At 68.5% G+C, this 18,638-nt stretch carries 15 protein-coding genes; 5 read left to right on the top strand and 10 right to left on the bottom strand.

What is annotated here, in order from left to right; all coding sequences use genetic code 11:
* Positions 1–303 precede the first annotated feature (303 nt).
* The 9 genes from DL990_RS33260 to DL990_RS33220 all read right to left on the bottom strand — a co-directional run bounded on the left by DL990_RS33260 (position 304) and on the right by DL990_RS33220 (position 10,862).
* Positions 304–1,842: an amino acid adenylation domain-containing protein gene (locus DL990_RS33260; protein ID WP_370451385.1), complete on the bottom strand. Its 1,539-nt coding sequence runs from the start codon at positions 1,840–1,842 to the stop codon at positions 304–306.
* Entirely contained in the window at positions 1,839–3,128 is a 1,290-nt protein-coding gene (locus DL990_RS33255) for an MFS transporter (protein WP_199746714.1), read from the bottom strand. The genes DL990_RS33260 and DL990_RS33255 overlap by 4 nt, the downstream gene beginning before the upstream one ends.
* A 13-nt stretch (positions 3,129–3,141) precedes the next feature.
* A complete protein-coding gene (locus DL990_RS33250; protein ID WP_125801082.1) occupies positions 3,142–5,559 on the bottom strand; it encodes a condensation domain-containing protein in 2,418 nt (805 codons plus the stop codon).
* A gap of 19 nt (positions 5,560–5,578) precedes the next feature.
* Positions 5,579–7,135, bottom strand: a complete 1,557-nt coding sequence (locus DL990_RS33245) for an amino acid adenylation domain-containing protein (protein WP_125801081.1) — start codon at positions 7,133–7,135, stop codon at positions 5,579–5,581.
* Positions 7,132–7,380 (bottom strand): phosphopantetheine-binding protein, encoded by a 249-nt coding sequence (locus DL990_RS33240; protein ID WP_125787251.1) that lies wholly within the window; start codon positions 7,378–7,380, stop codon positions 7,132–7,134. Before DL990_RS33240 ends, DL990_RS33245 begins: the two co-directional genes overlap by 4 nt.
* A 95-nt stretch (positions 7,381–7,475) precedes the next feature.
* Positions 7,476–8,702 carry an amidohydrolase family protein gene (locus DL990_RS33235; RefSeq protein ID WP_125801080.1) on the bottom strand — a complete coding sequence of 409 codons (1,227 nt, stop codon included), beginning with the start codon at positions 8,700–8,702 and terminating at the stop codon, positions 7,476–7,478.
* A gap of 85 nt (positions 8,703–8,787) precedes the next feature.
* Positions 8,788–9,234, bottom strand: a complete 447-nt coding sequence (locus DL990_RS33230; RefSeq protein ID WP_125801079.1) for a hypothetical protein — start codon at positions 9,232–9,234, stop codon at positions 8,788–8,790.
* Between the two features lie 110 nt (positions 9,235–9,344).
* Positions 9,345–10,571: a cytochrome P450 gene (locus tag DL990_RS33225; RefSeq protein WP_125787254.1), complete on the bottom strand. Its 1,227-nt coding sequence runs from the start codon at positions 10,569–10,571 to the stop codon at positions 9,345–9,347.
* Between the two features lie 54 nt (positions 10,572–10,625).
* Positions 10,626–10,862, bottom strand: a complete 237-nt coding sequence (locus DL990_RS33220) for a ferredoxin (protein WP_125795773.1) — start codon at positions 10,860–10,862, stop codon at positions 10,626–10,628.
* 224 nt (positions 10,863–11,086) lie between these two features.
* Between DL990_RS33220 and DL990_RS33215 the strand changes: the two genes are divergently transcribed.
* Entirely contained in the window at positions 11,087–13,408 is a 2,322-nt protein-coding gene (locus DL990_RS33215; protein WP_125801078.1) for an immune inhibitor A domain-containing protein, read from the top strand.
* A gap of 359 nt (positions 13,409–13,767) precedes the next feature.
* Here the strand turns inward: DL990_RS33215 and DL990_RS42500 are convergent, their stop codons facing one another.
* Complete coding sequence (locus tag DL990_RS42500) at positions 13,768–14,016, bottom strand: DUF1272 domain-containing protein (RefSeq protein ID WP_125787256.1); 249 nt, start codon at positions 14,014–14,016, stop codon at positions 13,768–13,770.
* 114 nt (positions 14,017–14,130) lie between these two features.
* On the opposite strand from DL990_RS42500, the gene DL990_RS33205 reads away from it, so the two are divergent.
* The 4 genes from DL990_RS33205 to DL990_RS33190 are packed head-to-tail and all read left to right on the top strand — an operon-like array spanning position 14,131 to position 18,637.
* Positions 14,131–14,733, top strand: coding sequence for a (2Fe-2S)-binding protein (locus tag DL990_RS33205; RefSeq protein ID WP_125801077.1), 603 nt, complete (start codon positions 14,131–14,133; stop codon positions 14,731–14,733).
* Positions 14,733–15,713 (top strand): xanthine dehydrogenase family protein subunit M, encoded by a 981-nt coding sequence (locus DL990_RS33200; RefSeq protein WP_125801076.1) that lies wholly within the window; start codon positions 14,733–14,735, stop codon positions 15,711–15,713. Before DL990_RS33205 ends, DL990_RS33200 begins: the two co-directional genes overlap by 1 nt.
* Positions 15,710–17,914 carry a xanthine dehydrogenase family protein molybdopterin-binding subunit gene (locus tag DL990_RS33195; protein WP_125801075.1) on the top strand — a complete coding sequence of 735 codons (2,205 nt, stop codon included), beginning with the start codon at positions 15,710–15,712 and terminating at the stop codon, positions 17,912–17,914. The genes DL990_RS33200 and DL990_RS33195 overlap by 4 nt, the downstream gene beginning before the upstream one ends.
* 27 nt (positions 17,915–17,941) lie before the next feature.
* The gene (locus tag DL990_RS33190; protein WP_125801074.1) at positions 17,942–18,637 is read left to right on the top strand and encodes an NIPSNAP family protein; all 696 of its coding nucleotides are present in this window, start codon (positions 17,942–17,944) and stop codon (positions 18,635–18,637) included.
* Position 18,638 lies beyond the last annotated feature (1 nt).

The following is an 18,638-nucleotide window of genomic DNA, read 5'->3' as shown; positions in this document are numbered from 1 at the left end:
GAAACGCCAGGCCGAGTGTCCCCGTAACTCGCGTGATCAGAAGCGTAACTCGCGTGATCAGAGACGGATCGCCTCCAATCACGCGAGTTACGCCTCTAAGCACGCGAGTTACGTCCTCAATCACGCGAGTTACGTCCCCTTCGCACCATGGCAAAGGTCGTCAAGGGGTCACTCATAGCGCTCACCGCGCTGAAGGCCTCCTTACCTACCCTGAAGGTAGTGAAGGAGGCCTTAACGGACTTCCGAGCGGGGCTAGGAGCAGGCAAGGAACGCAATCAGGTGCCGAAACGCGAAAGGGTGCCGTCACCGCACGGCGTCGGTCACTTCCGCGGCGAGGCGGCGACGGTCGATCTTGCCGCTCGCGTTGACGGGCAGGACGTCGACGTGGTGCACCACGGCCGGGACCATGTATTCGGGGAGGCGGCGGGCGACGGCGGCGGTCAGTTCGCCCGCGTCGACCGGGTCGCCGGTGTGCAGGGCATGCAGCACGGTCTGCCCGCGCGCCGGCACGGCGATCACCACGGCGTCCCGCACTCCCGGATGCTTCCGCAGCACGGCCTCGATCTCGCCCAGTTCGATGCGGTAGCCGCGGATCTTGACCTGATCGTCCAACCGTCCGATGTGGACGAGTTCGCCGTGTTCCCGCCGGACCCGGTCTCCGGTGCGGTACCAATCGCCGTCTCGCGGCGCGCCGTCGGCCACGACGAACGACGTTTCGCCGCGGAAGAACCGGCCGTGGTCGTCGGTGGGGTCGAGGTAGCCGTCAAAGCGCTGGCCGCCGCGAACGCACAATTCGCCGTCCTCACCCGCGCGGCCGTCCTCGGTGACCAGCACCGCGTCGAGCGCGTCGTGCACCCGGCCGATCGGCACGGTGCCGTTCGAGGTGTCCGGCCACGCCCCGGGATCGGCAGGCAGCCGGTACGCGGTGACCGTGACGGTGAGCTCGGTGGGACCGTAGGCGTTCTCCAGCACGCTGTTCGGTGCCGCGGTGGCCCAGGCCCTTGCCTGCTCCACGGTCAGCTGCTCGCCGGCGAAAACGCTCCAGCGCAGCTCCGGCATCGCGCCGGGGCGCAGCCCGCGCAGCCGACCGGCGAGCGAGACCACGGACGGCACCGAGTACCAGTGGGTGATCCGCTTGCCGGTGACGAACCGGGCCGGGGTGAGCACCTCCGCGTCGGAGGGAACCACCAGGGTCGCGCCGGTGCTCCACGCGACGAACAGGTCGAACACCGAGGGGTCGAAGGTCAGGTCGAAGGTCTGGGAGAGCCGGCAACCGGGCGCGACCGCGTAACGCTCCACGCAGTGCGCCAGGTAGCCTGCCACGTTGCGGTGCCGGATCGGCACGCCCTTGGGCGTTCCGGTCGAGCCGGAGGTGAACAGCAGATACGCCACGGCGTCGGGATCGCCGTCGTAGAGCGGGTTCCACGGCTCGGGCAGCCGCTCGGGCCAATCGCCGAGCAGGGGCAGCGCGACGGCGCCCGTGCCGTCCACCACCTCCGCCGCGCCCGCCTCGTCGACCACGACCACGTCCACCCCGGCCGCCGCGCATATCGTCCGGTTGCGGTCGGCCGGGAACTTCGGGTTGAGCGGGACGACGACCGAACCGAGCCGTAGCGCCGCGAGATAACCGGCGTAGGTGGCGAGGCTGCGGGCGGCCAGCAGCCCGACCGCGTGCGGGCGCCTGCCCGCCGCCCGCACCAGCCCGGCCGCCAGCCTGTCCGTGAGCAGCCGGAGCTCGCTGTAGCTCAGCGTGTCCTCACGGACCTCGATGGCCGTCGCATCAGGGCATCTCCGGACGGTGTCGAGGAACCAGCCGTACATCGTCCCTTGTGGATCGATCACTTGCCGCCGCTTTCCGCGGCCGGGGTGTCGACCGCGGCGATCGCGGCGGCCGTGATCACCCGCAGGAAGGGGTAGATCATCAGCAGGCAGACGACCGCGAAGACCCCGAACGCGACCTGAAAGCCGAACAGCTCCGCCAGACCGCCCGCGATCGCCGCCGACACCGGGAGCATGCCCCAGGACAGCAGCCTGCTCGCCGCGCTGAACCGGCCCAGCAGCTCGTTGGGCACCAGAGACTGGCTGATCACCCGGGAGTTCACCGTCCACATCGTCCCGCCGACGCCCGCGAAGAACGCGGCGACACCGACCGGCCAGACACTGGCCGGCGCGCCCGGCACCACCGCGGGCACCCCGACCATCAGCACCGTGCCGATGATGTCGACGAACATCGCCCAGCGTCTGCCGATCAACCGGTTGACCGGGCCGACCAGGACCGTGCCGAGCACTCCACCGGCGCCGAGGCTGGTCAGCAGGAATCCGTACTGCGCGGGCGTGAGATCGAGCGGCCCGCCGACCGCGTACGCCGGGATGAGCGCGTACCACGCGGCCCAGCAGCCCGCCATGCCCGTGATCAGCGCGGCCATCGTCCGCAGCAACCGGTGCCGCCACAGGAACGACAGACCTTCGCGGATCTCCACTCTTGCCGGACGGCGCTCTTTGGCCTGCTTCACCGCGAAGTCGCCGGCCAGCATGGTCAGCAGCACCGCTCCGAACAGGTACACCGCGCCGCTCGCGCCCAGCGCGACCGCGAATCCGGCGGCGACGAGGAATCCGCCGATCGGCGCGCCCAGGAAACTGAACGTGACGTATTCGGTCGCGGTGAGCCGCGCGTTCAGCGACTGCCATCGGCTCTTCGGCGTCACCGTCGGGATGATCGACATCGCGGACAGCTGCGCGACCACCTCGGCGACACCCAGTACCAGTGCCACGGCGAGGATCAACGGCAGGTTGACGAAGCCCGCCGCGACCGCGGTGAGCATCACCGCCATCGCGGCCATCCTGGCGAATTCGGCCCCCACCATCAGCGAGCGCCGGTTCTTGCGGTCCACCAGCACACCGATGTGCAGTGCGGTGATCAGCCACGGCAGGGTCAGCATGATCGCCACCGCGGCGATCAGCGCCGGTGAATCGGTGACCGTGGTCGCCAGCAACGGAAGCGCCACCCGCATCACGGCGTCCGCGGTGTTGGTCGTCCCGGTGAATGAGATCAGCAGCCACTCGTTGCGCCGCTGCGACGGCCGGGGCTCGGTCGCGACGGCGGGAACGGTCGAGGGTCGCTCGGACACAGCTCCTCCAAGTTCACACTGATTGTGTTGCGGTGTCACGGAGTCGCACGATCTCGCCGGCGATCTCCGCGATCACCGGGGCTCGGAGGACGCCGTAGTGGTCGGCCTCGACCCGGATCAGGCGCGGCGGTGCGGTGAACTGCGTGGTCCACTGAACCACCTGGTGCTCGGCCAGGTCCGCCCGGACGAGCAGTGCGGGAACCGCGAGCGGCCGTTCGTTGAGGTACGAGCCGACGGCGTCGGTGTGCCGGTTGAACGTCGTCCAGCGCTCGAGAAGCATCGGCACCGACACCGGCTGCCCGCTCGCGGTGGCCAGCCGGGCGGCCAGCACCCGCATCGCCAGCTCGGGATCCCCCGGTGTGGTCCGGGCAGGCGTGCCGTCGAGGGTCGCGCCGAACGTCGCTGCCATGTTCTCGGAGAAGACCTCGTACACCACGGCGTCCCGCACCTCGGGGGCGATGTCGTGCCGGACCGGTGGTGTCGAGTCGAGCAGCACCACCGGCGGCGGGGCGCCCCGGCCGGTCGCCGCCATCTCGAACGCGATCTGGCCGCCCATCGACCAGCCACCGAGCACATCGGGACGCAGGTCCTCGGCATCGAGATCGGCGCGGAACCTCGCCGCCATCGCCGGTATCGAGTCCAGCGGCGTGCGTTCCTGCGATGCCGTGACCAGCCAGTCCGGCGGAAGTTCGGCCACGAGTTCGTGGTAGTCCCGCACGCTGCCGCCCGCGCCGGCCAGCAGATGCAGATGCGGGCCACCGCCTTCCCGTAGGACGACAAGAGTGCTGCCGTCGTCGGCGCCGGAGCCGCCGTCGAGCTGCTCGGCCGCCCGCCGCGGGGTCGGCTCGGTGAGCCACCCGGTGATGTCCAGCGTCACGCCGCTTTCGGACTCGATGGCCGACGCGAACTGCACGACCTTGAGCGACCGGCCTCCGGTCGCGAAGAAGTCTTCGTCCGCTCCGGCCGGCGGAGTGCCGAGCACCTCGGTCCAGACCCTGCGGACCTGGTCGAGCGCCGCGGATCGCGGCATCTCCGTGGTGTCCGGTTCGGCCGCCGGGATGGTGTGTTCCAGATAGGCGGGTGCGGTCCTGGAGCCGACCTCGATGGTGCCCACCGGCAGCTCCGGATCGAGGCCGCCCTCCGCGAGGACCCGGTCGATGTCCTGGAACAGGCGCCGCGCCGTCGAGTGGTCGAACCGGCCGACGTTGTACTCGGACTCGACGACGTACTCGCCGTCGACGTCGAACACCCCGAACCCGAGGTCGGTGCGGGCCGCGCGGTTCGGCGCGCGTTGCAGCTTCAGCGAGACGTCGCCGAGGCGCAGCCCGACGCCGATCGATCCGTACCAGGTGACCAGGAGCGGGATGGCGTCCCGCAGCCGGGCCTGCGCCGATTCGGTGAGTGCGCCGTACACCAGGGAGAACGGCACGGTCTGATGGGCGAGGCTGTCCCACATGCCGTCACGGACCCGCTCGACCACCGTGCCGAACGAGTCGCCGTCCTCGATGACGGTCCTGGTCACCAGGACGTTGGCCAGATACCCGACCAGCGCCTGGTCCTGGGGCGTCATACGGTTGGCGCTGACCAGGCCCGTGCACACCTCCGGTCCGGCGCCGCCACGGGCGAGCACCGTCTGCAACGCGGCGAACAGCACGCTGAACGGTGTGGTGAAGTACCGCTTCGCGAGTTCGCCGATGCCGTCGACGGCCTCCTTGCTGAAGACGAACCGCACCATCCCGCCCTTGTTGCCGGTGCCGGTGTAGGTGTGCCGGTCCGCGACCAGGGTCGTGGTCACCGCGCCGTCGAGCTTCTCGCGCCAGTACTTCAGGCTCGCGTCCCAGCGGCCGTCGGCGCGGGCCGCGTTCGAGGCGAGGATGTGCTCCCGGAACGACACCGGGGGCTCGGCACCGAAGTCCGGCTCCTCACCCGCGACAGCCGCCGCGTACGCCTTGGCGAAGTCGTCCATCAGCAGCTGCATCCCCCATCCGTCGACGAAGGCGTGGTGGACGGTGACCAGCAACTCGTGCTGATCTCCGACGGTCACCGCCACCAGCCGTGCCGCCGGCGCGACGTCCAGCGCGAGCGGCCGCTCCTGGATCTCCCCCGCGATCGACCTGAGCAGGGGCTCGACCGGCACGGAGCCGGGATCCTCGATCGCGATCCACTGCGGTTCGACGTCGATGTGGTCCACAATGGACACCATGATCGCGCCGTCACGATGGTGCAGACTCGCACGCATCGCCTCGTATCGGTCCACCACGGCCTGCCAGGCGACCCGCAGGGCGTCGAAGTCCAGCGGCCGGTCGGCCTTCAGCGGCCAGGTCTGGTTGTAGACGGACTTGTTCCTGGCCCTCTGATGGATCCACCACAGCATCTCCATGAGGGCACTGGCCGGGAACATGCCGGTGTCCGTCGCGACGGGAGCGTTCAACGGAATTCCTTTCCGGTGTTCAGCGGACGATCGGCAGGATCTCTTCGGTCAACCCTTTGCGATCGACCTTCCCGTTGGCGGCCAACGGGATGCTGTCGCGCTGGTGGTAACCCCTCGGGCGCATGTAGACCGGGAGGTCCTCGAGCAGGCGGACGAACTCCGTCTCGTCCACGGGATCGCCCGCGTAGACGGCGTGCAGGTCCACCTCGCCGTCGGCGGCGGTGAGCGCCACCACGACCACCTCGGCGATCGACGGATGCCGTCGCAGCGCCGACTCGATCTCGCCCAGTTCGACCCGGTTGCCCCGGACCTTGATCTGGTCGTCGACGCGGCCGAGATGGACCAGCTCACCGCTCTCGCGGCGCACTCGATCACCGGTGCGGTACCAGTGCCCGGGGGTCAGCGGCTCGGTACCGTCGTAGACCGTGCCCTGCTCGCCGTCGAAGGCAAGGAAGCGCCCGGCGTTGTCGTCGGGGTCCAGGTAGCCGGGGAAGCGCTGCGGGCCGCGCACGCACAGCTCGCCGTCCTCGCACTCCCGGAATTCCTCGTCGAGCAGTACATAGTCCAGATGCGGGAAGAGCTCACCGATCGGCATGGAACGGTTCGAGGTGACCGGCCAGTCGGCGGGTGCGGCGGGCACCTCGTATCCGGTGCAGATGACGGTCAGTTCCGTCGGCCCGTAACAGTTGTGGATGGTCGCGTTGGGTGCGGCGGCCCGCCACACCTCGACCTGTTCGAGGTTCAGCGGTTCGCCGCCGAACATCCCCCGGCGCAGGTTGGGCATACTGCCCGGGGCGAGGGCCCGCAGCCTGCGTGCGAAGGAGATGATCGACGGCACCGAAAGCCAGTGCGTGAGCCGCTTCTCGTTGACGAAGCGCACCGGCGCGAACACTTCGCTGTGCTGCGGGACGCACAACGTCGCGCCGGTCCCCCAGGTGGCGAAGAGCTCGACGATCGATCCGTCGAAGAAGAGCTCGAAGGTCTGTGAAACCCGGCAGTCGTCGGTGAAGCCGAACCGGCGGATGTTGTCCTCCAGCAACGAGGACACACATTCGTGCGTCACCGGCACGCCTTTCGGGCTCCCCGTCGAGCCGGAGGTGTAGATGATGTAGGCGACGTCCCCGTCGCCGGAACCGATCTCGGGCAGCGGCTCGCCGCCGTCCAGCAGGCCACGCCACCGGTCACCGGTCAGGTCGACGATCGGGATACCCGACTGCCGCGGGTACTCCGGCAACTGCTTGGCGGACGTGTCGTCGACGATCGTCACGTCCAGGCCCGCGTCCTTGGTGATCGCCAGGTTCCTCGCGACCGGCGCGCCCTGGTTGAGCGGCACCACGGCCGCGCCGACCCGCTGGATCGCCAGGTAGCCCACGTAGCTCGCGAGACTGCGCGAGGTCAGCAGGCCGACCCTGTCCGGTCGTCTGCCCGCGGCCGACACCAAGCGCACCGCCATCCGCTCGACGGCGGCCCGCAGTTCGTCGTAGGTCAGCGTGAGCCCGGCGACCTCGATCGCCGTCGAGGAACCGTGAACCGCCACCGAATCGTCGAACCAGTCGAAGAGTCTGCGGGTCGTCATCGCGCGCCCCCGTCCTGACCGGCGGCGGCCAGATCGGCCAGCCAGCGCTTCAGATCGGCGACCGTGTGCAGATCGACCAGCCGGGTGGCGTCGATCTCGGCGTCGTCGTCACCCGCCACGTCGACCGCGAGACGCAGCAAGGCCAGCGATTCCAGCCCCGCGTCGAGCAGGGGCGTCGAGTCGTCGAAGGTGAAGGTCGCATACCGCGTGATGATGGCGTCGAAATCGACAATCGTGTCACTCATGGGCATTTCTCCATGGAGCCGGGGCTTCGTCACCGAGACCATCGCCGCCGCGAGTGTTCTCTCGATGTACTCGGGTTCTACGGCCGTTGTTGCCTTCACTTCACCTGACGGCCGGACTTCCAGACATCGGTCACGTGCGCCGGATCGGCGAGGACGTCGATGTCCAGCACCGGGTCCGCGTCCAGCAGGAGCACGTCCGCGTCGTAGCCGGCCAGCAGCTGCCCGGAGCGCGGAGCCTGCGGTCCGAGGGTGGCGGGTGCGGTGGCCGTGGCCATTTCGATCGCCTCCAGCGGGGTGGCACCGCTCTTCACCATCAGCGAAAGCTCGATGCCGCCCTTCCCCCATTGGGTGGGCCGGTCGGGGCCGGTCATGGCGAGGTCGGTGCCCAGCGCGATGGTGACACCCGCCTCGCGGGCCAAGGCGATCGCGTCGAGATGCCGCCCGGCCACCTCTTCCAGTTTTCGCTTGGCGTAGGCGGGAAGCAGATCGCTGGTGAGCAGCAGGTGCATGATCGCGCGGGTGGGCACCAGGATCGCGCCGGTCTCACGCATCGCCGCGGCGGCTTCCTCGTCGAGATAGGTGCCGTGCTCGATGGTGTGAACACCCGCCTTCAGCGCGGCCATGATGCCCGCCTTGCCGTGGCAGTGCGCCGCGACCACCCGCTCGGCCTGTCCCGCCACCTCGACGATCGCGGCCAGTTCGGCGTCGGTGAACTGCTGATGATGCGGATGGTCCACTTCGGACAGAACTCCGCCGGAGGCGAACACTTTGATCAGCTTCGCGTTGTTGCGCAGCTGTTCACGGGCGGCCCGCGCGCACTCGGCGGGTCCGTCGGCAAGCCGCAGTTCCCCGCCGAGGTGGCCGAAGTCGTTGATCCACGGAACAGGGAAGCCGTGCACGTCGCCGTGTCCACCGGTGGTCGACAAGGCCGTGCCCGCGCTGTAGATCGTCGGTCCCTCGATGGTGCCCTCGGCGACCGCGCGGACCAAGTGGATACCGAGACCGCCGACCTCGCGGATGGAAGTGAAGCCCGAGTCGAGGCAGGCCCGCAGGTCCGACACGCACCGAGCCGACCGCAAGGCGATCGGCTCGTGCATCAGATCGTGCAGGTCCGCACTGCGCAGGCCCATGAAATGCCCGTGACAGTCCCACATTCCGGGCATCACGGTATGCCCACGGGTGACGTCGGCGCCGGGTGTGGCCGGCGCCCCGTCGCGTGGACCGGCGTAGCGGATCCTGTCGCCTTCGACGATCACGACAGCGTCCATGGTCGGCGTGCCGCGTCCGGGAATCAGTTGGGAGGCTTCGATGCGTTGCTGCATGCGGCCCAGAGAAGCAGACAGCGGCCGGTTCGGTCACGCGGCGACGATTGCGCACCGCCGATCGCCGCTCGCGGAAATATGATCGTCAGGAACGGTTGAAGGTCATGATCCAGTTGACCTCCCAGCTCTCACCGTTGTCGATCGAGAAGGCCTGTTCCCAGCGGGCCGAATTCTCGGTGACGTCCGACCAGATGAACCGGACCCGTACGGGCGTATCACCCTCGGTGTCCTCGCCGTAGAAGACGCCGCGTCCATCGGTGAACTCGCCGATGACAGGCGGGAAGAGCCGCCCGGTGTCACTGCTGGACCAGTTCAACGACCACTTCCGGGCCACTGGATCGAACAACCGCAGGGTCAGTCCCCGCACTCCGTCGGGAAAGACGATTTCGTCGACGTTCGCCTTTCCTTCGAAAAGGCTCCAACTCTTCGCGGGTGCCGTGAATTCGACCCAATCGTCGCTACCGGCAAGCCGCTTTGTCAGACGGCGGTTGAGGACATTCCACGAGCCTACGAGGAAATCGAATTCGCCCATTCCGCAACGGTATCACGCGGTCAGGGGGCATCGGCGCCCGAAGACGCCGATGCCCCGCGGCGAAGGCTTGTCGGGCCTTTCGCGGCGGGGCGGGTCTTGCAGGACAGCGCCTAGCCGTGCAGGGAGACCGGCAGCGAGACGAGGCCGTGCATGATCGTGCTTGTCTTCCACCGGAGCTGCTCCGGTTCCGCCGCCAGCGCGAGGTCCGGGAACCGTTCCAGCAACCCGCCGATGCCGATCTCCACCTGCAGACGGCCCAGCGGCGCGCCCGCGCAGTAGTGGATGCCATGGCCGAAGGCGAGGTGACCGCCGAGTCCGCGGGTGATGTCCAGGCTGTCCGCGTGCTCGAACTTCTCCGCGTCGCGGTTCGCCGAGCCCAGCGCCACCACCACGATCTCGCCGGCGGGAATCGTCACGCCGTCCAGTGCGATGTCCTCGGTGGTGAACCGGAACGTCGCCAGGCTGACCGAACCCTCGTACCGCAGCAGTTCCTCGACCGCGGCGGGAAGCAACGCCGGGTCCGCCCGTAGCCTGGCGAGCTGGTCCGGATGGCGGAGCAAGGTGTACACCCCGTTGCCGAGCATGCTCAACGTGGTGTCGTGCCCGGCCACCACGAGCAGGAAGACCATCGCCACCAGCTCGTCCTTGCTGAGCCTGTCCCCCTTCTCGGTGGCCAGTACCAGCGCGCTGAACATGTCGTCGCCGGGATCGGCGAGTTTCGCGTCGATCAGGTCCTCGGTGAACCTGGCCACCGCCGCCGAAGCCGTGGCGACCTCTTCCGGCGTGTGGTCCGCCCCGACGAGCGTGTTCGTCCAGGCACGGAAGACCTCGCGATTCTCGGGCGGCACGCCGAGCAGTTCGGCGAGGACCGTGATGGTCAGCGGGGCGGCCAGATCCTCGATCAGTTCCGCCTCCCGCGCGCCGGCCATCCGGTCGAGCAGTTCCTCGGTGATCTCCTCGATCCGCGGCCGCAGGAGTTTCACCCGGCGTTCGGTGAAGGCCTTGCCGACCAGTCTTCGCAATCTGACATGGTTCGGCGGATCGCTGTTGAGCATGTGCGCGGCCAGCTCGTCGTCGACCGCCGCGGGGGTCTTGTCCGGCGACTCGGCGTGCCGGGCGAACAGCTCGTTGACCCGCCGTCCGTCCTTGCTGATCCGCGGATCCGACAGCAGGGCGCGGGCGTCACGGTAGCGGGTCACCATCCACACCTTGATACCGTGTGGCATCAGCACTTCCCGGGGCGGGCCCGCTTCCCGCAACCGCGCGTACAACGTGTAGGAATCCTGGACGAAGTCGGCCGAGAGTCTTTCGACCTTCGTCGTTCGACGGCTTTGCATCAACATCCTCCACGTGTCCGGCGGGCCGGACACGGTGTCTTGGTCGAGCCACGGTCATTCGAGGGGTGCCAGTACCTCACCGGTCGCCACGTCCACGACGCGGATCGCTTCCCGTGGACAGGAATCGGCCGCGGCGAGCACCTCCTCGTCGGCACCGATCTCGACGTCGACCGGCTGTGACCTGTCGTCGACGATCCGGAACCGGTGCGGAAGGTCTCCCACGCACACCCCGGAACCTATGCAGCGGTCCTGGTCCACGAGGATCCGCCAGCGGCGACCGCTCTCGGTCATGTCAGTCTCCTTGGAATCGAACGGCGCCTTGGAGCGCTCAACTGCCGCTCCGGAACCAGTTGAACGAAGGAGCCGATCGTTCACGGGAACGTCTTGTGGCGCAAGGTGTTCTCTCGCTTGAGCGGTTATGGCTCCAGCGGACGGTTGGTCGGGGTGGTCGTGAGTGGTAGTCAGGGTCAGCACACGAATCGCCACTCACGAGTCAGTTCGAGAGGGGATCTCCTTTGTTACGAAGACTTTGTGCCGCCCTGTGCGTCTCCACCCTGGTCGCCGGTTCGACGGCGGGCGCTCCGGCCGCGATCGCGGCACCCGCGGCCGTCGCCGAAGCCCGCGGCGGGGATGATCTGCCCGGCCCCGACGACGTGAAACGCCGGAAGCTGCGGCAGCAAGGGATCGCGGATGTCCTGAAGGGCAAGGAAGTCGCCGAGCGACGGGGCGCGAGCACCGTGGTCAGGACGGGCGGCCCCGTCGACGAGTACGTCGAGCTGGCCAGGGAATCGACCGACCGGATCTTCGTGGTACTCGCCGAGTTCGGCGACCAGCGGCATCCGTCCTACCCCGACGTCGACACCGATCCGGCCATCCCGGGCCCGGTAGTTTTCGACGGTCCGCGGCACAATCAGATCCCCGAGCCCGACCGGCGAACGAACAACACCACCATCTGGCAACCGGACTACGACCGCCGCCACTACCAGGATCTGTATTTCTCCACCGCTCCCGGCGCCGACTCGCTAGCCGCCTATTACCGAAAGCAGTCCTCAGGCAGATACTCGGTCGAGGGTATGGTCACCGATTGGACCACGGTGCCGTTCAACGAGGCCCGCTACGGGCGCTCGAACGGTTTCCCGTGCGCCGGCGTCGTCTGCGCCAACTCCTTCGACCTGGTGACCGACGCCGTCAACGCCTGGTACGGCGGGCAACTCGCCGCCGGCCGGACACCGGCGCAGATCCGTGCGCAGCTCGCCACGTTCGACGTCTGGGATCGCGACGACTTCGACCGCGACGGCAACTTTAACGAACCGGACGGCTACCTCGACCACTTCCAGATCGTGCACTCCGGCGCCGACCAGGCCGACGCGGATCCCCTCCACGGCGAGGACGCGATCTACAGCCACAGCGCTTACGCGTTCGCCAACACCACCACTGGTCCGGACGGCAACCCGCGAGGCGGCACCCAGATCGGTGACAGCGGTATCTGGGTCGGCAACTACACCGTCCAGCCGGAGAACGGCGGTATCAGCGTGTTCTGCCGCGAGTTCGCGCACGACCTCGGCCTGCCCGACCTGTACGACACCAACGGTGGCGCGAACAACGTGAGCTGGTGGTCGCCGATGGCGCAGCAGCGAGTGTCCGGACCAGGCGAGGTCATCGGCACCCGCATCAACGACCTGGACGCATGGTCCAAGCTGCAGCTCGGCTGGCTGGACTACGAGGTCGTGGTGGCAGGTCAGACCCGCACCCTCGACCTCGGCCCGCACGAATACAACTCGGCGAAGGCCCAGGCCGTCGTGGTCGTGCTGCCGGACAAGCCGAAGACGTTCCACCATGGACAGCCGTTCACGGGTCCGAACCAGTGGTGGAGCACGAAGGGCAACAACCTGTCCACCACGATGACCCGTCCGCTCGACCTGACCGGCAAGACCTCGGCGTCACTGACGCTCAAAGCCCGCTACGACATCCAGCCGGACTTCGACTTCCTCTACACGCAGGTGTCGACCGACGGCGGCGTCACATGGACCGCGGTGGACGGCCTCGCCGCCGGCGCACCGTTCCAGCGGGATTTCAGTGGGCTGCCGGCACTGTCGAGCACCACGGGAGGGAACTGGGTCGACATCGACGTGCCGCTCGACTCGATCGCGGGCAGCAAGGCCCTGCTCCGATTCCAGTATCGGACCGACGGCGCTTTGGCACGGAGCGGGTTCTTCGCCGACGACATCACCATCACCGCGGACGGCGCGCCGTTGCTGACCGACGGAGCGGAGAACGGCGCGAATGGCTGGGCCCTCGACGGTTTCCGGACGGCGGCCGCCACCGAGACCCGGCTGTTCGACAACTTCTACCTCGCGTCGAACCGCACCTACGAGTCCTACGGCCGATATCTGCGCACGGGCCCCTACAACTTCGGGTTCCCGGACCGGCCTGCTTTCGTCGAGCATTTCCCGTATCAGACCGGCTTGGTGGTGTCCTATTGGGACACGTCCGAAATGGACAACAACACCAGTGAACACCTCGGCTCCGGGCTGATCCTCCCGATCGACGCGCACCCCGAGCCGATCTACAACATCGAAGGCGTGCCTTGGCGGTCCAGGATCGCCGGTTACGACATGCCGTTCTCGCTCCGCAAGGCGGATTCGTTCACCCTGCACGTCAACGGAAAGCCCAGCTACGTCCGCGGGCGGAACGCCGTGCCGCTGTTCGACGACACCGGGACGTTCCTGTTCCCCGAACAGCCGAACGCCGGAGTGGCCCTCCCGGCCACCGGGACCACGATCCGGGTGCTGTCGCAGAGCGGTACGTCGATGCGGGTGCGTGTCGGGCACAAGTAGGGCGGCCGGCGTCGCGGGTCGCGGGTCGCGAAAGTGACTTTCACGGTATGGCCACGGCTACCATCATGAGAGTTTGAGTCGCTAGGGCCAAGCGCGTTTTACTTGAGAGGTAAGGCAAAGGTGGCGTATCGCGAAAGCCACTTTCGCAACGTTGAAGGTTGCGAAAGTGGCTTTCGCAACGTCGGCGGGGATGTGTGGCCGGTCGAGTGAGGGTCAATCTTGACGTGAGGCCCGGCGCTGCCGGGATGTTGTCGCGAAAGCCACTTTCGCGACGCGAGCATGGACCAGGCTGCGAGGAAACGTGCACCGCAACAGCGCCGTGAAGGGGTCCTCCACGTACAAACTCACCGAGCGTGAAACTACCCCGCCGGTGAACAGGCCGCGTGCGGGTTGACCACTCGCAGCGGCGAGGGCGGGTGGCGTTCGAGCAGGGCCTCTGGCCGGACGGGCCGGCGCACGAGCTCACCACCGCAGTTGGGGCAGACGCCGCCGAAGCGCCCTTCGGTGCACGCAGGGCAGAAGGTGCACTCAAAGGTGCAGATGCGGGCGTCCGCCGAGGGCGGCAGGTCTCGATCGCAGCATTCGCAATTGGGCCTGAGCTCGAGCATGGCGCGAACTCTACCCGAGACCGCTGTTCAGCTGAGCGATATCGAAACCGGACGAGATCCACGAGACTCGGCCGCCGAGAGGTTACTGGAGGTTCAGTGCAGACCGATCAGAGCATGGACGATTCGAATGAGGGCAGAATCTCCCGTCGCGGCTTTCTGGGGCGGACCGCGACGGCGTCGGCGGTGCTGGCGGTCGGCGGGCAGCTCGCCGATACGGAGGCGGCGGGCGCGGAGCCGGACGCCGGGGGAAGCGGCCTCGTCGACGTGGAGTTACGGGTCAACGAGCGTATGGAGCGGCTGCGGCTGGATCCACGGGTGACGTTGCTCGATGCCGTGCGCGACGAATTGCGGCTGACCGGCACGAAGAAGGGTTGTGACCGCGGTCAGTGCGGAGCGTGCACAGTGCACGTCGATGGACGGCGGGTGCTGTCCTGTCTGACCTTGGCCGGCTCCGTGACCGGAAGGCGGGTCACCACCATCGAGGGGTTGGCGCGCGGCGGCGAACTGCATCCGGTGCAGCAGGCGTTCCTCGATCACGACGGTTTCCAGTGTGGTTTCTGCACTTCCGGCCAGATCATGTCGGCGGTCGCCGTGCTCCGGGAAGGGCGTCCTCGCTCGGCCGAGCAGGTCCGGGAGCTCATGTCCGGCAACATCTGTCGCTGCGGCGCGTACGACGGGATCGTCGACGCGGTCCGGGCCGCGGGAGCGGCGGACTGATGCGGCCGTACGACTTCGCGATCACGCACAGCGTGGCCGAGGCACTCGACCGCGCCGGCGCGCCGGGCTCGGCCTACCTGGCGGGCGGCACGACGCTGGTGGACCTGATGAAGCTCGAAGTGCTGACGCCTGGCCGGGTGGTGGACATCAGCCGCTTGCCGCTGACCGGTGTGTGGACGGATCGGCATCGCCTGCATATCGCGGCCTTGGAACGGATGAGCGACGTGGCCGTGCATCCGGTGGTGACTTCGCGGTATCCGATGCTCTCCGAGGCGCTGCTCGCCGGTGCGTCGCCGCAGCTGCGGAATATGGCCAGCATCGGCGGGAATCTGTTGCAACGCAGCAGATGCGGCTACTTCCGGGACACTTCGACGCCGTGTAACAAGCGGACGCCCGGCACCGGTTGCCCGGCGATCAAGGGCGCCAATCGCGCGCACGCCGTCCTGGGGACCAGTGACTCCTGCGTTTCCACCCATCCGAGCGATCTCGCGGTGGCCCTCGTGGCGCTGGACTCCTCGGTGCGGCTGACCGGCCGGGATGGCTCCCGAGACGTCCGGCTCGCCGAGTTCTACCGGCTGCCGGGCACCACCCCGCACCTCGAGAACGACCTACGGCCGGGCGAGCTCGTGACCGAGGTGACGGTGCCCCTGCTCGGTTGGGCGAACCGGTCGACCTACGTGAAAGTGCGGGACAGGTCCTCCTATGAGTTCGCGCTCGCCTCGGCAGCGGCGGCGGTACTGGTACGCGGCGGTGTCGTGCGTGACGTGCGGCTCGCGGCGGGCGGGGTCGGCACCCGGCCATGGCGCTTGGCCGCGGTGGAGGACGCCTTGCGCGGCAACCCACTGCGGCTCGACGTCGTCGAGAAGGCCGCGGCGCTGGCTGCCGAAGGAGCCCGGCCGTTGGCCCACAACGGGTTCAAGGTGCCGCTACTGCGACGCACCATCACCCGTGCCCTGATGAAGCTGGCGGACCGGACATGACCTCACTCACCCGCGTCGAAGGACGGCTCAAAGTCACCGGGGCAGCCCGGTACTCCGCCGATTACCCGGTCGATGGCCTCGCCAACGGCCACCTGCTGCTCAGCACGGTGGGGCGCGGCACGATCCGCGCCGTCGACGCGACGGCCGCGCGGCGCTCCCCCGGGGTGCTCGCCGTCTACAGTCACGCGAACCCGCTCCCGCTGTTCGGCGGCGCCGAATCCGGCATCGGCTACAACTGGCTTCCGTTGCAGGACGACCAGGTTCGTCACCACGGGCAGATCGTCGGGATGGTGGTCGCCGAAACCTTCGAGCAAGCTCGCGACGCCGCCGCCTTGGTCCGCGTCGACTACGCCGCCGTCCCGGCACGGACGTCGTTGCGAGACGGGATACCCGGCGCCACCCTGCCGGACGACGTCAACGGCGAGCCGGCACAGCTCGACCTGCTCGCCGACGGGGTCGCGTCCATCGACGAAGCCCTCGGTGCGAGCCCGGTGGTCGTCACAGCCACCTACACGCAGCCGATCGAGTACCACAGCGCCATGGAGCCGCACGCCGCCATCGCGGTGTGGCGCGACGGCTACCTCACCCTTTACAGCGGAGCACAGGCTCCGCAGCTGTTCGCCGGGACGATCGCGGCCACGATCGGCGTGGATCCCTCCCGGGTACACCTGCTCAGCCCGCACGTCGGCGGCGGATTCGGCAACAAGATCCTCACCTGGGGGCACCCCGTGCTCGCCGCGGCCGCGGCCAAGGCACTCGGCCGACCGGTCCGGATCGTGCTCACCAGGGAGCAGACCTTCGGCGTCACCGGTCACCGCTCGGCCATGTCCCAGACGGTCTCCCTCGGCGCCGACCGCGGCGGGCGCCTCGCCGCCATCAAGCACGACGCCTACGCCAGTCTGTCGGGCGGCGGCGACGGCTTCCTTTACGAGGCGGCGCCGCACACCACTTCGCGGTACTTCTACGCCTCCCCCAACATCCATGTCGGACAACGCCTGGTGACGCTGGACGTCCCGCCCCAGACGCCGATGCGGGCACCCGGGCCGGAAGCCGGTTCGTTCGCGCTGGAAACCGCCATGGACGAACTGGCGGTACGGCTCGGCCTCGACCCGGTCGAGTTACGCATGCGCAACTACGCCACCACCTACCCGGGACGCGGCGTGCCTTGGTCCGGCAAGCATCTCGACGAGTGCTACCGCGTCGGCGCCGAGGCGTTCGGCTGGTCACGGCGTGCCGCGGTGCCCAGGTCGGTCGTCGACGGCGAATGGCTGATCGGCACCGGGATGGCGACCGCGGCCTATCCGGCCTCGCGGTACCGCACCACGGGAAAGGTCCGGCTCCAGGCCGACGGCACCGCGGCGGTGTCCACCGCGACGTCGGATCTGGGCACCGGGATGTGGACGGTGCTGGCGATGGTCGGTGCCGACGCACTCGGTATCCCGGTGGGCCGCGTCCGCTCCGCTCTCGGCGATTCCGCGCTGGCCGACAACCCCGGCGCGTTCGCCTCCGCGGGTACGGCGAGCTCCGCGCCGGCCGTCCACGCGGCGGCCCTGTCCGCGACGCGCGCGCTTCTCGAACTCGCCGTGACACACGAACGCTCCCCCTTCCACGGGCTGAACCGGGACCAGGTCCGCTACGAACGCGGTGACGTCGTCGGGCCACGGCGGCGAATCGCGTTCGGCACCCTGCTCGGCGTCGTCAATCTCGCCGGGATCGACGCGACGGAGACCACAGCGCTGGGGTCTGAGCGCGAGCGGTTCGCCTTCACCTCGTTCGGCGCGCACTTCTGCGAAATCGCGGTCAACCGATGGACCGGAGAACCCCGCCTGCGACGCGTGACAACGGTCATCGACGCCGGTGCGATCGTCAATGAGAAGACCGCGCGCGGCCAGATCACCGGTGGCGTGATCTTCGGCGTCGGCCAGGCCCTCCTGGAGAACACGCACGTCGAACCGGACACCGGCCGCATCGCCAACGCGAACCTCGCCGACTACGTCCTTCCGGTCGGCACCGACGTCCCACCGATCGACGTTCGCTTCCTCAGCCACCCCGATACCGTCTTCAACCCACTCGGCGTCCGCGGGATCGGCGAGCTGGGCACCGTCGGTATCGCCGCCGCCATCGGCAACGCCGTCCACCACGCCACCGGCCGCCGTGTCCGCGACCTCCCCATCACCCTCGACAAACTGATGGAGACTTGACCTGTCGGATGCCTTAGGGTTCTTCGCGTGACGGATGTTGTCGAGCTACGGCAGTACACGCTTCACCCGGGACAGCGCGAGGTTCTGATCGAGCTGTTCGACCGGGAGTTCGTCGAGACCCAGGAAGCCACCGGGATGCGCGTCCTGGGGCAGTTCCGGGATCTCGACCGCCCGGATCATTTCGTGTGGCTGCGAAGCTTCCCCGACATGCCGGCCAGGCTTCAGGCATTGACGAGCTTCTACACGGGGCCGGCGTGGAAGGCGAACGCGGCGGCGGCCAACGCCACCATGATCGACTCGGACGATGTCCTGCTGCTGCGGCCGGTCCGGCAGGGAGCGCTGGCCGGCCTCGACCCCGCGACGCGGGACACGCCCGCCTCGTCGTTGGTCACGGCCACGATCTACCATCTGCCGTCGCCGCCGGAGGAGCAGGACGTCCGGTTCTTCGGCGAAACCGTCCTTCCGCTGATGGAGAAAGCCGGAGCGACTCCACTCGCCTTGCTGCGGACCGAATACGCGAAGAACGACTTCAAGGGGCTGCCGGTCCGCACAGGCGAGCACGTACTCGTCGTGCTCGCCTCGTTCCCCGGGCAGGACGCCTACGCCGAGCACACCGAGCGGCTCGCCGGACTCCCCGAGTGGCGTGACGACGTGCGGCCCCGCCTGCCGGACTCCGTCGACCGGCTGTTGCTGACCCCCACCGACCGGTCGATGCTGCGCTGAT

It is taken from the genome of Amycolatopsis sp. WAC 01416 (assembly GCF_003947485.1).
In the GTDB taxonomy this organism is placed as follows: domain Bacteria; phylum Actinomycetota; class Actinomycetes; order Mycobacteriales; family Pseudonocardiaceae; genus Amycolatopsis.
The sequence above is the reverse complement of the archived record's forward strand: the minus strand, read 5'-3'. Positions and strand labels throughout refer to the sequence as shown.